The 18,411-nt window shown below is 50.4% G+C and carries 19 protein-coding genes; all 19 read left to right on the top strand.

The window, feature by feature from the left end; translation table 11 throughout:
- Window positions 1–17: 17 nt before the first annotated feature.
- Window positions 18–683: a ubiquinone/menaquinone biosynthesis methyltransferase gene (locus tag KJZ99_01455; protein MCL4304561.1), complete on the top strand. Its 666-nt coding sequence runs from the start codon at window positions 18–20 to the stop codon at window positions 681–683.
- Window positions 684–689: 6 nt separating this feature from the next.
- Window positions 690–3,005, top strand: coding sequence for a ComEC/Rec2 family competence protein (locus KJZ99_01450; GenBank protein ID MCL4304560.1), 2,316 nt, complete (start codon window positions 690–692; stop codon window positions 3,003–3,005).
- A complete protein-coding gene (locus KJZ99_01445; protein MCL4304559.1) occupies window positions 2,992–3,624 on the top strand; it encodes a ribonuclease HII in 633 nt (210 codons plus the stop codon). The genes KJZ99_01450 and KJZ99_01445 overlap by 14 nt, the downstream gene beginning before the upstream one ends.
- 22 nt (window positions 3,625–3,646) lie before the next feature.
- Window positions 3,647–3,997 (top strand): YraN family protein, encoded by a 351-nt coding sequence (locus KJZ99_01440; protein MCL4304558.1) that lies wholly within the window; start codon window positions 3,647–3,649, stop codon window positions 3,995–3,997.
- A gap of 10 nt (window positions 3,998–4,007) precedes the next feature.
- Window positions 4,008–5,687, top strand: a complete 1,680-nt coding sequence (locus KJZ99_01435; GenBank protein ID MCL4304557.1) for a lamin tail domain-containing protein — start codon at window positions 4,008–4,010, stop codon at window positions 5,685–5,687.
- Window positions 5,684–7,690, top strand: a complete 2,007-nt coding sequence (locus tag KJZ99_01430; protein ID MCL4304556.1) for an ATP-binding cassette domain-containing protein — start codon at window positions 5,684–5,686, stop codon at window positions 7,688–7,690. The genes KJZ99_01435 and KJZ99_01430 overlap by 4 nt, the downstream gene beginning before the upstream one ends.
- 64 nt (window positions 7,691–7,754) lie before the next feature.
- The gene (locus KJZ99_01425; GenBank protein ID MCL4304555.1) at window positions 7,755–8,711 is read left to right on the top strand and encodes a carbamate kinase; all 957 of its coding nucleotides are present in this window, start codon (window positions 7,755–7,757) and stop codon (window positions 8,709–8,711) included.
- Between the two features lie 22 nt (window positions 8,712–8,733).
- Window positions 8,734–9,894 carry an ADP-forming succinate--CoA ligase subunit beta gene (sucC, locus tag KJZ99_01420; protein ID MCL4304554.1) on the top strand — a complete coding sequence of 387 codons (1,161 nt, stop codon included), beginning with the start codon at window positions 8,734–8,736 and terminating at the stop codon, window positions 9,892–9,894.
- Between the two features lie 7 nt (window positions 9,895–9,901).
- Window positions 9,902–10,777, top strand: coding sequence for a succinate--CoA ligase subunit alpha (gene sucD, locus KJZ99_01415; protein MCL4304553.1), 876 nt, complete (start codon window positions 9,902–9,904; stop codon window positions 10,775–10,777).
- A 24-nt stretch (window positions 10,778–10,801) separates the two neighbouring features.
- A complete protein-coding gene (ndk, locus tag KJZ99_01410; GenBank protein ID MCL4304552.1) occupies window positions 10,802–11,203 on the top strand; it encodes a nucleoside-diphosphate kinase in 402 nt (133 codons plus the stop codon).
- Window positions 11,200–11,961 (top strand): hypothetical protein, encoded by a 762-nt coding sequence (locus KJZ99_01405; protein MCL4304551.1) that lies wholly within the window; start codon window positions 11,200–11,202, stop codon window positions 11,959–11,961. The genes ndk and KJZ99_01405 overlap by 4 nt, the downstream gene beginning before the upstream one ends.
- 17 nt (window positions 11,962–11,978) lie before the next feature.
- Complete coding sequence (truA, locus tag KJZ99_01400; GenBank protein ID MCL4304550.1) at window positions 11,979–12,743, top strand: tRNA pseudouridine(38-40) synthase TruA; 765 nt, start codon at window positions 11,979–11,981, stop codon at window positions 12,741–12,743.
- 22 nt (window positions 12,744–12,765) lie between these two features.
- Entirely contained in the window at window positions 12,766–14,031 is a 1,266-nt protein-coding gene (locus KJZ99_01395; GenBank protein MCL4304549.1) for a trypsin-like peptidase domain-containing protein, read from the top strand.
- Window positions 14,028–15,326, top strand: coding sequence for an adenylosuccinate lyase (locus KJZ99_01390; protein ID MCL4304548.1), 1,299 nt, complete (start codon window positions 14,028–14,030; stop codon window positions 15,324–15,326). The genes KJZ99_01395 and KJZ99_01390 overlap by 4 nt, the downstream gene beginning before the upstream one ends.
- 11 nt (window positions 15,327–15,337) lie before the next feature.
- Window positions 15,338–16,054, top strand: coding sequence for a phosphoribosylaminoimidazolesuccinocarboxamide synthase (locus KJZ99_01385; GenBank protein ID MCL4304547.1), 717 nt, complete (start codon window positions 15,338–15,340; stop codon window positions 16,052–16,054).
- An 82-nt stretch (window positions 16,055–16,136) separates the two neighbouring features.
- Window positions 16,137–16,706: a phosphatidylserine decarboxylase family protein gene (locus tag KJZ99_01380; protein MCL4304546.1), complete on the top strand. Its 570-nt coding sequence runs from the start codon at window positions 16,137–16,139 to the stop codon at window positions 16,704–16,706.
- 14 nt (window positions 16,707–16,720) lie between these two features.
- On the top strand, window positions 16,721–17,461 hold the full coding sequence (gene pssA / locus KJZ99_01375; protein MCL4304545.1) for a CDP-diacylglycerol--serine O-phosphatidyltransferase: 741 nt from the start codon (window positions 16,721–16,723) through the stop codon (window positions 17,459–17,461).
- A complete protein-coding gene (purS, locus tag KJZ99_01370; GenBank protein ID MCL4304544.1) occupies window positions 17,458–17,697 on the top strand; it encodes a phosphoribosylformylglycinamidine synthase subunit PurS in 240 nt (79 codons plus the stop codon). The genes pssA and purS overlap by 4 nt, the downstream gene beginning before the upstream one ends.
- Window positions 17,694–18,410: a phosphoribosylformylglycinamidine synthase subunit PurQ gene (gene purQ / locus KJZ99_01365; protein MCL4304543.1), complete on the top strand. Its 717-nt coding sequence runs from the start codon at window positions 17,694–17,696 to the stop codon at window positions 18,408–18,410. Before purS ends, purQ begins: the two co-directional genes overlap by 4 nt.
- Window position 18,411 lies beyond the last annotated feature (1 nt).

The raw sequence follows: 18,411 nt of genomic DNA, 5'->3' as shown, positions 1-18,411 counted from the left end.
ACCCACGTGTTGTGGAGATGTTTGATCGAATCTCCGGTACCTATGATCGTTTGAACAGAGTATTCTCATTAGGTGTTGACCGCTGGTGGCGTCGTGCTTCAGTTAAGTCACTCGAATTGGTCCCGCACATGCGGATTCTTGATTGCAGTGCTGGCACCGGGGACATGTCATTTGAAGCACACCGGCAATGTCCTGGAGTTCATACCACATTGTATGACCCCGCCTCCAGCATGCTTGAGTTGGCTAAGACCAAGGCATTGCGACGAGGAATTGCGCTGGTTGATCTGGTATGTGGAGCAGCAGAAGAGATCAAATACCCTGATGCGAGCTTTGATCGATTCATGGTGGCTTTTGGTATCAGAAACTTCCGTGATCTGGGGAAAGGTCTTTCCGAGCTAAATCGAGTGCTTAAACCTGGCGGAAAGGGTGTGATCCTTGAGTTTACGCCAGATCGCTCTGTGTTCATCGACAAGGTGTTTAAGGCTTACATGTGGTGGGTTATGCGGCCACTTGGAGGCGCAGTGTCGAACGACCGAGAAGCCTATCGCTACCTTGCTGAGACAATTCAGCAATTTCCAAGTTCAAAACGCCTTCACGAGAAGTATTTAGAAGCGGGTTTTCGACGCGTCGACGCCAGACAGTTTTCCTTTGGCATTGCCACAAGCTTCCTTCTGACCAAATAGCTTAACGTGCAAGCCAGACAGGCCATTCGTCTCGCGGATATTCCTGCTCTGTCCTTCGCGGTCGCTTCACTTGTTGGTGTCGTAGGATCGCTGTTCATCCCTCTTTCAAAGGACACGGGTTTCGCGATTGCTCTGATACTTGCAACTGTGGCACTGGTTTGTCTTGCGTTCCCGCAGGTTAGCAAGCTCGGCGGTTTGATTGGGTACGTTGCCATCGCAACTCTGGTCCTTGCGCGTGGTGAATCACACATAGCAAGGCATGACCGTGCATGGCTCGCACAGATAAACTCTGACACCGTGATAGCAAATTGTCGCGGTGTTGTTTTGTGGAGAGAAGGCGGACGGGAATCAGCGAGGAGCGAAAAGTTTCGTCTCGGAGGCGTTCGTCTTGAGATAGGTGACTCCGTTCTGGAGAGTGCCTCACTTCAAGTTCGATTGTCTTTGCCGCTGTCTGATGCAACAGCCATCAACATCGGCGATGTTGTTGCGTGCAAGGTAAGAATTGTCCCTATACATCTTGGGCAGGGGCGTTCGGTTCGGGAGGTAACTTGGTCACTTCGTGATCGACTTTGGGCGGACGCAAGAGTTGCCGATAGGTCAACTCTAATAGTAATAAAGGGAAGCCGTGGGATAAGTTACTACGTTGAGCGAACTCGCGCGGCGATTCTCTCAGTCTTTTCAAGAAGTCTCTCCGCCGATGCGTCGGCGGTGGCAGGTGCACTCTTGCTCGGATCCCGGGACGCTTTCTCGCCCGGTTTTCGATTGAATCTTCAGACTACGGGCCTTGCCCATCTGTTTGCGCTCAGTGGTCTGAATACTGGTTTGTTGGTTTCGCTGTGTTGGCTTGCGCTTGCTACATTCCAAGTACCGCGAAACGCGCGATATGCAGTGCTAATCCTCTTACTTGTCGCCTATACGTTGCTTGGTTTAGGCGTACCGTCCCTCTTTAGATCCGCTCTGATGGCGTTTCTATTCATTGTAGGAAGAATGCTTACCCGTGCCAGTCATCCGGCTAATCTTCTGCTCTTTGCTTTTGCGATAGAACTCTTTTTTTGGCCTTTGCATTTGCTGGACGCGGGTTTCATCCTGAGCTACTTGTCAATGTCCGGCATTCTGGCAGCCTATGTCGGGCTTTCGAAACCGGTTCAGAGTCTTCTGGACGCAGGTACGGTGAACATGAGCCGGCGAATCTCCGAAATTCTGACAGGAACCCTCGGTGCCCAACTGTCAACCGCTCCGGTCGTTGCACTTCTTTTTGGCCGTGCCCCCGCACTCGCAGTTCTTGCAAACATCGTGTCAATTCCACTGTTCTCATTATTGATCGTGCTGATACTTCTTTTTTTGGCTGCTTCCACTATTGCAGAGGTCGCTGCATATCCTTTCGCACAGGTAATAGACTTGATTGCCAAGGGATTTGCAGTCGGTACATCAGCTGTTGCGAGTCTTCCGATGGCGAGTATCACTTCCGGCAACGGTTGGAGTATTCTCACAATCGGTGTGCTCACTCAGGCAATTGGCATCGCACAATTGTGGCGAGGCAGAGTGAAACAAGGTTTAATGCTCAGTCTTGTTTGCTTGAACGCTATCGTTTGGAGTAGTTTCATAGACCAAGATACAAAGGGCGAAGTAGCTTGGATTGGGAGTGGGCGATGCTCTGCATGTTTTGTAAGACTCGGTGAATCCTGTGGGTTAATTGGCTTCGGGGCGGCATGGGACGCAGAAAGGACGGCATATGCCGTGCATGAAAGACTGTTGCAAAGCGGGTACAAATCTTTAGACTTTGCTGTTGCCCTAAACAGAAGTTCCGAGCACATTGGAGGTGCGCCTGAGGTTCTGAGCTTGCTTCGGCCCGCATTAGTTCTTGATTACTCAAGCGAAAGACGTACCGATGCGTCAAACATATTTGATGCTGCCATCAGATTGCATACCATACGTGTAATCGAGCCAGAAGTCGGAGAAGAATTTGACTTTGACGGTACCACGTTTGCTACGCTGATGAGATCGTATGAAGAAACGAGAGAGTCTGCCGCTTTCTTGTTTGCATTATCGGATGACGTAGTTGTGGGGTATACGCACCAGATCCCTGGCACCGAAGGAGATCTCCGCGAGTGGACTATGAACCGGAGCCGCGTGTTGGACATCGATTTCTCGGATTGTGAGATTTCAAGCAGAAGTCTGCACGAGTCTGCCTCCGATCGGAAGCCTAACAAGGGACGCGACCATTGGATCTTAAATGAAGGTGGCTGGAGGCGTGAGGAGTCGCTTGGTGAGATGCTTGTTAAGCTGTGGTCAATCCCGGAGCCGATTAATGTCCAAACATAGCCAAGAGCTGAACGCGACGATTCCCGAACGGTTCGAATGCGCCTTGCAGAAAGACGGAATTCAGATGATCTGCGGATGTGATGAAGCCGGCCGCGGCCCTTTGGCCGGACCGGTGGTTGGCGCGGTAGTGCTTTTCAAGGATTGCGACACACTCTGGCGGTGCCGTGATTCAAAGAGTATCTCGTCGATGGTTCGGGAGAGACTTGCCGAAGAGATTCGTACGTCATTGGTGTGCGCGTTTGCAGCGGTATCGGCGGAGGAGATCGATCGTACAGACATCAGAATTGCCTCGTTGCTTGCCATGAAGTCAGCGATCGAGGGCATCGGAGTTGAGCCGCATGCTGTTTTCGTAGATGGCAGAGACAAGATACCTGGCGTAGAGAATTGCCATGCAATCATTAAAGGTGACGTTCGGGTTGCAACGATTTCCGCCGCATCAATTATCGCTAAAGTTGAGAGGGATCGCACAATGCGGGAGTATCATCTGCTGTACCCGCAATACGGATTCGACCGAAACATGGGCTATCCGACTGCTGAGCATCGCCGAGCGCTGAAGCTGCACGGGCCTTGTCCCATCCACCGCAAGAGTTTTCACGGTGTTCTGGAATTGGTGGTTTAGGCTTTGGGGCAAGTCTCAAAGTATGACGGCTCGTAAGCGCGGGCTTGCCGGTGAAGATATCGCTTGCCAGTATTTGGAGAAGAATGGACTCAAAGTGCTTGATCGAAATTGGACTCGTAAGAATGGAGAGATCGACATTGTGTGCAAGGACGGCAATGTCATCGTATTTGTAGAGGTGAAGTCAGCTAGTCGCGTGTCGGAGTTTCTTCCCGCAAACAGGGTGAACAAACAAAAGCAAGAACGAATCAAGCAACTAGCGCGCACCTATCTACGAATATGCCGCTTGGATAATCCTCGCAGGTTTGACATAGTAACAGTAGTATGGAAAGGTGAACTACCATGTGTTTCGCACTATAGGAATGCGTTTCATTAGTGCACTATTCTTGTTGTCACTACTTTTGGGGTCAGTAGCCAAGGCCGGCATCCTGCTCTCTGAGGTAATGTTCGACCCAGACGGAAGCGAGAACACAGATGAATTCATTGAACTTTACAACGATTCTGCCTTCCCACAGCAGCTTCAGGGTTGGATGATAACGGACGGTTCTGGCACCGATACGCTCGATGATTCCGGAATGGGACTTCTTGCGCTTCCAAGACAATTTGTGTTGATTCTGGATCCGGACTACATTGCCGACCAAAGCATGACTTATGATGGACTGGTTCCTACTAGCGCGTTGGTCGTGACTGTTTCGAACGGAACTTTTGGAAGTCGAGGACTGTCGAATAGCAACTCTGAGACGATCAGTTTGTTAAGCTCAAACGGAACTGTAGTTTCAGCTTATTCGTACTCAATAGGAAATACTCCTGGACATTCGGACGAAAAGGTCCGTCTGGCTGGTGGCAACAGTGCTGAGAATTGGGCTGATAGTGAAGTCCGGCACGGAACGCCAGGTTTTCGAAACAGCGTTACTCCGCCAGAGTTTGACCTTGGGATTGCGAGATTTGTGGCAGATCCCAAGCATCCCAATATCGGCGAACTATTCACGTTGTATTCGACGGTGCTAAATTCGGGCGCACATTCAGCAGGCAACACTATTAGACTCTCTGTCGACTCCATCGGAAGCGGTGATTATGAATTACTATTCGAATCGTCGATTGGCATAGTGTCTCCTGCTGACAGCCTCGAATTCATGTGGGAGCGTCGACATGGGGGGAGAGGAATCGCGCGGTATCGAGTCCAGCTGATTGATGGAGATGATGATTCAACGAACAACTCTGCTTCACTTCTTGTTTCAAGCTCAGTTGCAGCAGAGGGGCTAGTCATCAATGAAATCCAATTTGATCCCCTGCCGAACCGATCAGAATGGGTAGAATTGACGGTGGCGGGCACAACGCCGATCTCTCTCTCAGATGTGACATTCTCGGATGGGCTGGGCATTTCTGACACAAGCAGAAGGTACAGGCTTCCGGATCAGTTGCTGGAGTCCGGTCAATTTGTAGTGTTAGCGGCGGACAGCTCAGTTTTTTCAGAGCAGATCCCCATTGAAGCTGTCGTCCATGTGTTTGTTTCGGGTGCGCCGACATTGAATAACAATGGCGATTCACTGATTCTGTGGGACGTGTCGGGGGATATACTGGACCGCGTTGACTATCGTCCCAACTGGGGCCAGGGAGGAAACGGAGTCTCGCTCGAACGGTTGTCACTTTCAAGCGAATCAAATTCTCCCTCTAACTGGGGTTCCTCTGTGGACATGACAGGTTCGACTCCAGGACGTATTAACTCCCTCGCGTTGCCACGTAGCAGATTCGAAACGAGCTTGAGCATTTCGCCATCCCCGTTCACTCCGAATGGAGACGGTATTGATGATGTAACAGAAATCAGCTATGTGCTTGGCACGCCGGGAGGGACGATCGACCTGTTTGTGTTTGACCTACGGGGACGTCAAGTACGCAGATTGGCCGGAGCACAGAGCGGTTTGACGGCTGGTTCGGTCATTTGGGACGGGCGTGATGACAAAGGGTTTGTCTTACCTACTGCAAGGTACACCGTGCTGCTCGAGGCCGAAGTGAATGGCGGTATGAAGCGTGAAAAGTCGACAGTGATTCTTGCTAGACCACAATGAGGTTGATTCAATTTGAACGAATCGGGGTGTTCTTTCCAGGACGTACCCTATTCTCTAACATAAATTGGGCTCTCTTTCGTGGCCAAAGGGTTGGATTAGTTGGTGTCAATGGTGCAGGGAAGAGCACATTACTTAAACTCATCTCCGGCGAACTTCATCCGTCTGAGGGACAGATTTCCTTGGCGCGTGATGCATCGGTTGGTTACCTTCCTCAGAGCGGAGTTGCATTTCGAGGACGTGAACTGTTTGCAGAGGCTTTTTCCGGTCTCCCGGATATTCCACATTTGCAAGAACAACTCACGCAAGCTCGCGAGGCCTTAGCGGAAAGCCCGCACGATGAGGCTCTGTTAGAACTGGTCGGTGTCCTTGACCATCGATTTCACATGCTAGAGGGCTATCGCGCGGAGGCTAAGGTCGCGGCAGTGCTCGGTGGATTGGGCTTCAAGGAGAGTGACTTTGGGAGGCGAACTGACGAGTTCTCTGGCGGCTGGCAGATGAGAATTGCGCTGTCCAAGCTTCTGTTACATGATCCGGACATTCTTCTCCTTGACGAACCAACCAACCACCTCGACCTGCAAACGGTGCTGTGGCTGGAAGGATTCCTTCGTGACTTTGGTGGTGCAGTTGTGCTTGTGAGTCACGATAGACAATTTCTTGACGGAATGGTTACAGAAATTGCTGAGTTGGCCTTTGGCAAATTAACAATCTACCCCGGCAACTACTCGAGCTACGAGGCGGGTCGCGAAGAAAGAGATTCGCAGCTTATCCGCGAGCAGGAGAAGATTGATGCCGAGCGCAGGCATCTCGAAAAGTTCGTGGAACGGTTCCGATACAAGGCAAGCAAAGCTACACAAGCTCAGAGTCGATTGAAGCGGCTTGAGAAGCTTGAGGACGTCGAGCAACTGGCACATAGCAAGCGTATTCACTTTCGGTTTCCTGAAGCTGAGAGTTCGGGCAAATGGGTACTGGAGTTGAAGCAAGCAGGAAAGGACTATGGTGATCTAAAAGTTTTTGAGCAAATCGACTTGGTTGTCCAACGTGGGGAACGCATTGCTCTTGTCGGTGCTAACGGGGCAGGAAAGTCAACACTTTGCAGATTGATTAGTCAACAAGAAATGCCCAGCAAGGGGAGCGTTTTGCTTGGACACAACGTACGTGTTGAGTCCTTTGCACAAGAAGCCGAGTCCACGCTGAACCTCGATGCAACTGTTTTGGAAGAGGCCGAAGCAGACAATCGAACACTTTCACAATCTGAGCTACGTGGATTACTTGGTGCCTTTTTGTTTCAAGGAGACGACGTGTACAAGAGAGTTCGCGTCTTGTCGGGAGGTGAAAAGTCGCGACTTGCCTTGGCCAAACTGTTGCTCAGGCCGGCGAATTTCTTGATTCTTGATGAGCCGACTAATCACCTTGACATGTCTTCCCAGGACGTTCTGCTCGATGCACTGAAGCATTACGGAGGGACCTTGCTGGTTGTCAGTCATGATCGTTATTTTCTAGACAGGCTGGTTAATCGGGTTTTGGAGCTGGATAAAGGCCGGATGAGGGACTGGCCCGGAACCCTCAGTGAATTTCTTGAAAGAAAAGGGATTGCGTCCCCCGGACAGGGGTCGCGGGTCACAAGCTCGGCAGGTTTGCATACCGCGATCTCGCCTGAAAAGTCCGAGGGTGCACGTTTCGAGAAGGACAAGAAACGTCTTGAAGCGGAAATCCGAAATCGCTATTCTGCGGAATTGAGGCGCCTTAAAGAGGAATGTGAACGATGCGAGACTCGAATAGGGATGTTAGAGGCCCGACAGGTGCAATTGGAAGCGCTACTCTCGGATCCCCTTTTTTATGCACAGGCGGAACAATCTGGAGCGATTATTCAAGAGTACAGAAGTATCCGCGATGAAATTCCGTTACTGTATAACGAGTGGCAAGAGGCGGAGGTCGAACTATCGATGCTGGAAGTATCTAAAAATAATGAACTTAAAATTGTTCGAGACAATTTCGACGCTTGACAATCCAGCAACTCATTGCTATATTAATAGGTTACCGACACAAACACTGAAAATGAAGTAACGTATGGCGCTTAAGACTCGCGTCGCAGTCGTCGCACTTGGCGGAAATGCGATATCCTCGCCAGACGAGCCTGACACAATTGCCAATCAGTTTCGGCATTCGCGCAGCGCGCTGCAAGGTGTTGCCGAATTGTTGCATCGTGGATACAATTTAGCTATAACACACGGCAATGGTCCGCAGGTCGGAAATGCCTTGTTGCGGGTAGAACTGGCAAATGGAAGGACTCCCGATCTCCCCTTAGGTGTGATCGTAGCTGATACCGAAGGCGGAATGGGCTATATGATTGAGCAGTGCCTTCAGAACGTCCTACTACGCCGTGGGCAGGGGCACGTTGAGGTTGTGACAATTGTCTCGCAGGTTTTGGTTGACCCAAAAGATCCGGCGCTCCAGAATCCAACGAAGTTCATCGGACAATTTTATTCCAAGGAAGTTGCTCTGTCCAAGGCGAGGGAGGTAGGCTGGACGGTTAAGGAAGATGGCACTCGCGGGTGGCGGCGCGTCGTCGGGAGTCCGATGCCTTTGGAGATATTGAATCATTCTGTAATCAGACAACTGGTTCATGGGGGTACTGTGGTAGTTGCTGCCGGAGGAGGTGGGATCCCCGTCTATCGCGAGCCTGATGGCTGGCTTGAAGGGATTGATGCGGTCATTGACAAAGACCGCGCATCGGCCGTGCTTGCCAGAGACATTGACGCGCAAGACCTCTTTATCCTCACGGCGACGCCATACGTCTCTCTGAACTTTGGCAAGCCTGATCAAAGAGATCTTCCGCGATTGTCTCTCAGTGAGGCCCAGAAGTATCTTGCGGACGGACAGTTTCCAGCTGGAAGCATGGGACCCAAAATTGAAGCAGCTATCAAGTTTCTACAAGAAGGAGGAGAGAGAGTACTGATTTGCGATTTGGAAAGATTCGTTGAAAGTGTCGACGGACATTCTGGAACTTGGATTTTGCCTAATTAGGAATAAAGATAAATAAACCTTCATGAAGATTCACGAGTATCAAGCAAAGAAATTGCTTTCTCACTATGGTGTGCCAGTACCACACGGTGCACCTGCTCTCACAGTTAATGATGCAATTCAAGCGGGCCTTGGATTGGGAGGTTTCCCGGTTGTAGTTAAGGCGCAGATTCACGCCGGCGGCCGTGGTAAAGGCGGCGGGGTAAAACTTGCTCGATCGGAAGATGAGCTAAAGTCGTACGTCTCTTCAATTCTTGGAATGCGGTTGGTTACCCACCAAACTGGCCCAGCAGGACAAGAGGTGCGACGATTGCTCATTGAGCAGGGCATGAAAATTGACAAAGAATTTTACGCAGGAATCCTGCTTGACCGCGCACAGTCTCGTAATGTTTTTATGGTGTCTACTGAAGGCGGAATGGATATCGAGGAAGTTGCCGCAAAGACTCCGGAAAAGATTGTGAAGGTTGCGATTGATCCTGCGACTGGTTTTCAGCCGCATCATGCACGCAGATTGGCGTTCGCACTGGGCCTCAGCGGTGCGGCCTTCAAATCAGCGCAGGCATGCTTCACAAAACTTTACAAGGCATACACTGAACTCGATTGCAGCCTTGTGGAAATTAATCCGCTGATTCTCTCTGGCGATCAGATAATTGCTTTGGACGCAAAAGTCAATTTCGATGATAACGCTCTCTTCAGACATCCAGAGTTTGATGAATTGCGCGATCTTGCAGAGGAGGATCCCGCGGAAATTGAAGCGTCCAAGCACAGTCTCAATTTTATTAAGCTGGATGGCAACATCGGTTGCATGGTGAACGGTGCTGGACTTGCCATGGCAACGATGGATATCATCAAGCTGTACGGTGGTGAACCGGCGAATTTTTTGGACGTGGGCGGAGGTGCCAATGCAACAACGGTTGCTGCTGCATTTCAGATCATTCTCGCAGATAAGAACGTCAAAGCGATTCTCATAAACATTTTCGGAGGAATCGTACGATGTGATCGCGTTGCGGGTGGAGTTATTGAGGCCGCAAGGACCGAGCATGTCGCGATTCCAGTCGTTGTCAGACTCGAAGGCAACAACGCTGACCTTGCCGGGCAAATGCTGCGAGATTCAGGGCTAAATTTCATTGTCGCGGGCGATCTAGCCGATGCGGCACAAAAAGCCTGTGCGGCAGTGAAAGGATAGAGTAATCATGAGCATTCTACTAAACAAAGATACGAAGATCATCGTTCAGGGCATTACCGGCTCAGAAGGTTCTTTTCACACTCGTCAAATGCTGGAGTACCGCTCTGCGGTTGTGGGCGGGGTTACTCCCGGCAAGGGCGGTACGACTTTTGATGACCAAGTGCCAATTTTCGACAGTGTTCGTGACGCTGCGGAAACTACGCGGGCCAACGCGAGTATCATCTTTGTACCGCCAGCATTTGCTGCCGACGCTATTCTGGAAGCGATTGACGCTGACATCGAATTCATTGTAGCGATCACTGAAGGTATACCTGTGCGGGACATGATAACTGTCAAGCACGCATTACGAGGATCTAAGTCTCGTCTGGTCGGGCCAAATTGTCCCGGCGTCATCACTCCAGGGGTGGGCAAGATGGGGATAATGCCAGCTTTCATTCACCGCGAAGGTCGCTGTGGAGTGATCAGCCGAAGTGGTACCTTGACGTACGAAGCGGTCAAACAGTTAAGTGATCGCAAGATCGGGCAGTCGACTTGCGTCGGCATCGGCGGTGATCCGATTCCCGGCTCAAATTTCTTGGATATCCTTAAACTGTTCAAAGATGATCCAGACACTGACGCAGTCGTGATGATTGGAGAAATCGGCGGATCTGCCGAGGAAGAGGCAGCAGATTACATACAACACGAGTTCCGGAAACCAGTAGTCGGCTTTATTGCTGGTCAAACAGCTCCTCCTGGCCGTAGAATGGGACACGCAGGAGCGATTATTGCCGGCGGTAAGGGTACTGCAAGGGAAAAATTCGCTGCCTTGGAAAAGGCGGGAATTCATGTCGCGAAGTCTCCCGCGGATATAGGTGAGACCATGGCAAGAGTGCTCAAGAAGTAAATAAAGCAAATAAGCAAGGGAAAGATGGAACGCACTTTAATGATTATCAAACCTGATGCGGTCTCTGCAAGACGTATCGGTGACATCATCGCTAGGGTCGAGAAGGAAGGTTTCAATATTACTGGACTCCGTTACGAGATTCTCTCGAAAGAACAAGCCGGCGAGTTTTATGCAGTTCACAAAGAGCGGCCTTTCTTTAGCGATCTTGTGCGTTACATGACAAGTGGGCCTGTCGTATTGGGACGTCTGGAACGTGAGAATGCCGTTAACCACTGGCGTTCGGTGATCGGCGCAACGGATCCTTTGAAGGCTGAGCCGGGCACCATTAGAAAGCTATACGGAACAAACATTGAAGCGAATGCCGTGCATGGTTCTGACTCACCAGAGAACGGAAACAAAGAGACAGAGTTTTTCTTCGGGAAATGAACACTCTAACGGGTGAGACGTCAGCTACTTATCGAAGAGTCGTGGTACCTGAAGGGCTGCTCCTCTTTTGTGCACTCGTGTTCTTGATATGTGTGGCCGCGTGCACAACGTGGAGCGTGATGCTGATGCTTGCCACTTTGTTTGTGTTCGCCGTTCTCTTTTTACGTGCGGATTTCAAAGTCATTCGCCAAACTCTATGGGCGACGAGATACCTCTTTCTTGTGGCTGCGCTTCTCCATGTTGCGTTTAGACTGTGGCTGTTATCAGCTTCAGATGAGGCACCACGGACTGAACATCTTTTGAATACTGGCTTTTTCATGGTTCGTCTGTTCATCTTTGTCACTACAACAAGTGTTCTCGTAAGTTATCATAGTCCGATTGCCTACGCCGAGGCCGTATCCCGTGGCTTAGGACGATTCATTGGATCGAGATTCGCCGGACAAGTTGGTGTCGTCGCGGCACTCGCCTTGGGTATGGTGCCACGGTTACGAGCCCAGTCTGAACAGCGCACACTTGCCCGAAGGCTACGACTTGTTCCATCCCCTGCGAGATTGCCAGACAAGCTCGCGTTCGTACGTCAGGAATTTTTCGCAACTGTGCAAAACGCAATGAACAACTCGCAGTCAATGGCGCTAGTATTGTGGTCGCGCGGCTACGAGAGTGGTGCAGCCTTCTCTAAACCGATGGGAAGTCGTGCGGATGTAACGACGATAGTGTCGTGTCTTCTCTTTTGCACAATTTGCCTATCCACCCTGTAGAATCGGCGAATCGTCTTGTGCGGAACGCTGAGCGATTTAGATACCGGCTCGACTTGCAGTATGATGGCACCGCGTTTTCAGGCATGCAATACCAGCCTGGCCGACGAACAGTACAGGAATGCGTGGAAGAAGCGCTCTTACCGCTCTTCGGCCAGAGTGTTCGATTGGTCCCGTCAAGCAGAACGGACGCCGGTGTTCATGCGGATCTTCAGGTAACACATTTTGACGCACCCGTAAGAAGGCCCGTCGTTTCAATCCTTCGGGCAGGTAACTCTGCTCTGCCTCCCGATGTGAGAATTCTTTCTGCAGAGGAGAAAACTGTCGACTTTCATGCTCGATTTTCTGCAAGATGGCGGGGTTATCAGTATCGAATCTCCCTGGAGCCTGTGGCTATTGGTCGACAGTATTTGTGGCAGTTCTTGCAGAAGCTTGACGTCAACTTGCTTTCGTCCCTTGCTGAACAAATAGTCGGGACGCATTGTTTTAAGGCATTCGCACATGAAAATCCGTTGGAAAAGCACGGATACGAGTGCAGTGTATACGAGTCCAAGTGGTACGCAAATGGCCGTATTCTAAACTATGAGATACACGCGAGTCGTTTTGTTCACGGTATGGTTCGCATGCTTGTCGGTACTATGGTTGATATTGCCTGCTCAAGGAGAGGTAAGACGTCGATCACAGACGTGCTTCTGAGCAAAGATAACACGAATGCGGGCACGAAGGCGCCTGCCTGCGGGCTCACTTTAAACGCGATCGGTTATTCCGAATGGCCAGCAGTCTAATCACGCGACTTTGTACACACTGATGGGGCGATTCTGGCAATACTTCGTTCTTGGCTTGATGGGTGGCTTCGTGCTGCTATGGATAGTCCATCGAGATCAACAACATTACGCCGAAGTTGAGAGTTTAAAGCTTCGGCTTGACTCGTTGCAGTACTACATGACATCTCTCGAGATGAAGACTACTGGCGTGTCGCTTGGGACGGACGATCACGCTTACCCCATACAAATCTCAGGCGACGAAGTCCGGTCGAGCCGCGAGACGGCGCTGACTCGTGCGATCGCGATTGCATCCGATGCCGTTGTCGGAATTAGTGTCGAAACTGTAACTGAGGTTGCAAATCCTTTTGTCCCTCGAGACCCGTTTTTTCGGATGTTTCTTGATGAAAGGTTCTGGCCTCGCACCGTCAAGAAGCAGGCGTCCGGTCTTGGTTCGGGTTTCATATTCACACGGGATGGTTACATTGTAACAAATGAGCATGTGGTGAAGAATGCCGTGTCTGTGGCAGTCACTACAACGGCGGGTCAGAAGTACGATGCGCGAATCGTTGGGACTGATGAGCTGCTCGATATGGCTTTACTTAAGATAGATGGTGAGAATCTGCCCTTTATTGAATGGGCAAATAGCGATGAAGCGATGGTGGGTGAGTGGGTTATTGCCATTGGCAATCCTTACGGTTTGTTTGACATCAATGATCAGCCATCGGCTTCCGTTGGAGTTATTTCCGCTCTAAATCGAGATTTCGAACGTGACTCAGACGGTAGATTGTATTCTGATATGATTCAGACGGATGCGGCTATTAATCGTGGTAACTCAGGTGGACCGTTAATTAATGCTGAAGGCCGAGCGGTGGGCATGAATACCTTGATATTCACTGAGAGCGGCGGATCAGTAGGCGTAGGATTTGCGATTCCATCGAATCGAATCGTGAACTCGATCGAGGACCTCCTACGAGGCGGAGTTGATCGAAACTATTGGCTGGGTATTCGAGCGAACGATTTGCGTGGCGTGATGTGGAAGATGTTGGATTTGGCAGAGAACCGCGGAGCGGTTATAACAGGTGTTGATCCGGGAAGTCCCGCTGAGCGCGCAAATCTGAAAGCTGAGGATGTTATTCTAAAAATTAACGATCGGCAGATAAATCGAGCGCGCGATGCGGTAGATTATGTCAATAACACTGATTTGCGCGTCGGAGATAAACTCACTATTGTGATCAGCCGACGTGGAACGATCATGACGAAAGAGTTGGAATTGTTGCCCATACCTAAGGTTGGTGCGTATAACGGATGATTGAGCGATATTCTCGAGAACCCATGTCATCACTGTGGACTGAGGAGGCTCGGTATGACATGTGGCTGAAGGTTGAGCTTGCTGCTCTCAGGGCGCGCGCGTCGAGGAATGAGATTCCCTTGGATGTCGTCGAACAGATCTCTCAAGATGCACGCTACTCGATTGACGAGATACACGAAGTCGAAGCTGACGTACAACATGATGTGATTGCATTTCTCACGGTTGTTGCGCGCTATGTTGGCATGAATTCTCGATTTGTGCACCTTGGACTTACTTCCTCAGACGTGGTTGATACGGCTTTCGCGTTGCAGATCAAGCGATCAGCTGAACTAATCTTGGACGACATAAAGGCTGTTAGAATCGTCCTGCGTCGTCGAGCATTGGAGTATCGACGTACGCCATGTGTCGGACGAACTCATGGAATTCATGCAGAACCGACTGTTTTCGGACTAAAGTTCGCGTTGTGGGAGGATGAGTTCTCCCGACATGAAATACGATTCAGAGAGTGCTTACCGCGGATCCTCGTGGGAAAGCTTTCAGGTGCCGTCGGCAATTTCGGCCACACTGACCCTGAGCTTGAGGAATTGGTTATGGCAGAACTTGGAATTGGAGTCGCTCCGATTTCGACTCAAGTCGTAAGCAGGGACTTGCACGCCGAGTTCTTGAATATGCTGGCAGTCATCGGCGGAACAATCGAGAAAATTGCTGTCGAGATTCGTCACCTCCAGCGCACGGAAGTAAGCGAAGCATTTGAACCCTTTGGGCGGAAGCAAAAGGGGTCTTCGGCGATGCCACACAAGCGCAACCCGATTCTCTGTGAACGACTCACCGGCCTGTCGCGGATGTTGCGTGGCTATGCCGTTGTAGGTATGGAGAATATCGCACTATGGCATGAGAGAGATATCTCCCATTCATCGACTGAACGTGTTGTCTTTCCAGACGCTTGTATTGCTATTGATTACATGTTGCACCTCCTTTTGCGCGTTCTTGAAGGTTTAGAGGTTGACACCGATCAGGCGGTGAGAAATTTGGATTTGACACATGGAGCCTTGGCATCGGAGAGGGTATTACATGCCCTAATTGAACGAGGTTGGCTTCGTGAAGCCGCTTACACCGTAGTCCAGAGGTCCGCACGAGAGGCAATCCGCAGCCGCAGGCCGATGGCAGACTTGTTAAAGGCTGATGCTGAGGTGATGCAGACACTGGATGTAAAGACGATTGATTCTCTTGTCGAACTTAAGCCTGATTATGAAACAGCTGATCTGTTATTGCGTCGGCTAGGGATCGTGGATTAACTGAACTTACAATGAACCTCGATAAACTTGAACTAATTGTGCAAGGAAGCTCAAAGAAGCTCTTTGCGACAAATCGCCCGAGCTATGCAATCCTTGAGTTTACGGACGACGCTGGTAATCCCCGTGAGTCACGTAAGTCGTCATTTGTGGGAAAGGGTGAAATCAACTGCGGCGTTTCGAGTTTTCTGTTTCAGTACCTTGAGAATTATCACGTGCCCACACACTTTGTGGAAAGACAGTCGCCAACAGAGGTTGCAGTGCGTCGCGTGGAGATGTTTGACATCAAGGCAATTGTGTACAACGTAGCGACAGGGGAATTCGCAAGGCGGTTTCGATTAGACGACGGAAGGCCACTTGACTATCCAGTTGTTGAGTACTTCCTGAAAGATCCCAGCCTGAATAATCCAATGGTAAATGAGAGTCATGCCGTCGCACTTGGTTATGGTCGATCGGATGACTTGCGTACAATGCAGCGTATTGCAACCAAGACAAACGCAGTTTTAAAATCGCTATTTGAGCGACGTGGGTTATTGCTTGTCGAGTTTGAGCTTGAGTTTGGTGACGCGGGTGATCACATTTGTATCGGCGATGAGCTTACCGCGGACACCTTCAGAGTATGGGATCACAAAACAAACCGAAAGCTTGATCGTGATCGGGCGTTGCAAGATCCAACCGGCGTTGAAAAAGCCTATCGTGAACTCTACGAGCGCCTGACCAGCGCAGTCTAAAAGTCACAATTGTATGAGATTTGCGAAGGAAGCATGGCCACTTGTTTTGCCTCCAGTGATTTCCGGCACAGGACTGTGTTTCGTGTCGATCACATTGGATCTGCAGATGTTATGTGCTGTGGGTGTCTTTCTAATTGTACTTGGTATTGCAATATTATTGTTTTTTCGGGATCCTGAGCGACAGGCACCCGCTGATAGGCGTGCTGTCCTTGCACCTGCCGATGGCGTTGTGGTCGAGATTGAGACACTTGATGATGGCAGAAAGTTCGTGGCGGTTTTTCTCTCTGTATTTGATGTCCATGTCAATCGCTCGCCATTCACCGGGGTGGTGAGTTCAATTGTGGCACGTCCGGGAACATATCGCCACGCAAATTCGCGTGAAGGCGCACGTGGAAATGCGCGCATTGATATCGAGTTGCAGTCTGAACAAGGGGACATTCGTTTCAGTCAGTTGTCAGGACTGATTGCGCGGAAGATCTCATGTAAGGCAAAACTGGGAGACAGACTTGCGGCAGGTGAGAGGTTCGGACTTATCTATTTTGGATCGCGCATGGAAGTTGAGTTGCCGGAGACTGCTGATATCGTGGTCAAGACCGGTCAACGGACCAAGGCCGGTGAGACTGTGATTGCTCGATTTCGTGACCTTATGTAAACGTGAGGACGTAAATGAAGTATCTAGCAAATATTCTCACAGCCTTAAATCTGGTTTTCGGGTTTTCTGCTATTCTGCTAGCCATTGACGGACATGCATCGCTTGCGGCCTGGCTAATCGTCTTGGCAGTGATTATGGACGCGTTTGACGGAAAAGCTGCACGATTCTTCGGCGGCTCTTCGCCACTTGGCCTTCAGTTCGATTCCATGGCCGATGTCGTTTCCATGGGAGTCGCGCCCTCTGTTCTTTGTTATATTGTAGCTTTCCGCGAGGACTCGGTGATAGGAATGGTGGTTTGCACACTGCCAGTTCTTGCTGCGGCCTACAGACTTGCCCGATTCAATGTTAAGGCGTCAAAACATTCAGGCGCTTACGAAGGGCTGACTTCTCCTTTGCATGCCTGTCTCATTTCCACATTTGTTATACTGAATTTCAGAATTTGGGGGGAAGTACGAAGTGTTGAAGTATTGGCCGGTTTGCTTTTGCTCACAGCGCTTCTGATGGTTAGCAAGGTACCGATTGGCGCTTTGCCACGATTCACATTAAGAGAGCAGGGTAGGAATTCGAGACGTGTTGTTATACTTGCCCTTTGCATCGGCGCGGCAATGATTGATCCGCCATTGCTGGCTTTCCCAGTTATATTGCTTCTCATTGTGTCTGCTGCTATAACGGGTCAATTTCAAACGAGAAGACTTCACGAGCTTGCAGATGTGGATCAGCCTGAACCCTTCACCACACGTTGGAAGAATCCTTGAAAGCTATTGTTACAGTGGAATTAAAAGGTGGCGTACTTGATCCTCAGGGTCAAGCCATCCAGCAGTTACTTGTCCAACGTGGGTATACGCAAGTCGCCGGAGTGCGCGTGGGCAAGAAGGTCGAAATTGAGTTGCAGCAGGTCAGTGAAGAGCAGGGAAGAGTGATTGTGTCCGAAATTGCAGACCGTTTGCTGGCAAACCCAATCATTGAGACGTACCGAGTCGAGATTGCATGAGCATTGCAGTTGTCACGTTTCCAGGTTCGAATTGTGACCGTGATTGCGTCCATGTTCTCAGAAACATTGTTGGCGCAACAGTGCAAGAGGTGTTTCACAAGGAGACCAGTCTGGGAAGTTGTTCTGGGGTGCTCCTTCCTGGAGGATTCTCTTATGGTGACTACCTTCGAGCTGGAGCGCTTGCAAAGATTTCTCCGATCATGCCAGCCATCAACGAATTTGCAGATTCCGGGGGACCAGTTCTCGGCATTTGTAACGGTTTTCAAATCCTCTGTGAAGTCGGACTGTTGCCCGGCGCTCTGATGCTAAACCGAAATTTGCGCTTCATTTCGCGCTGGGTAGGACTCCGGGTGGAAAATACAGACACGATCTTTACGAAGCACCTTTGGCAAGGTCAAATTGTCCGGATGCCAATCGCGCATGCAGAAGGCAATTTCACTGCTGATATTACAACTATATCCAGTATCGAGGCCAACAACCAGGTGGTGTTCAGGTACGCGGAACCATCGCGTTCGGATTCTCCGAACGGGAACCCGAACGGCAGTACAAACGCGATTGCCGGCCTTATAAATAGATCAGGAAATGTCATGGGGCTTATGCCGCACCCGGACCGTGCTTCCGAGGAGATTGTAGGGTCTGTGGATGGACTGCCTCTTCTTAGTGCATTTGCGGAAGCCGCGCTGCAAAGTGCCCGTGTAGAGTTCTCTTCTTAGC

It is taken from the genome of bacterium (assembly GCA_023382385.1).
In the GTDB taxonomy this organism is placed as follows: domain Bacteria; phylum Electryoneota; class RPQS01; order RPQS01; family RPQS01; genus JABWCQ01.
Note: the sequence above shows the minus strand (reverse complement) of the source record. Positions and strands in the feature narration are given on the sequence as shown.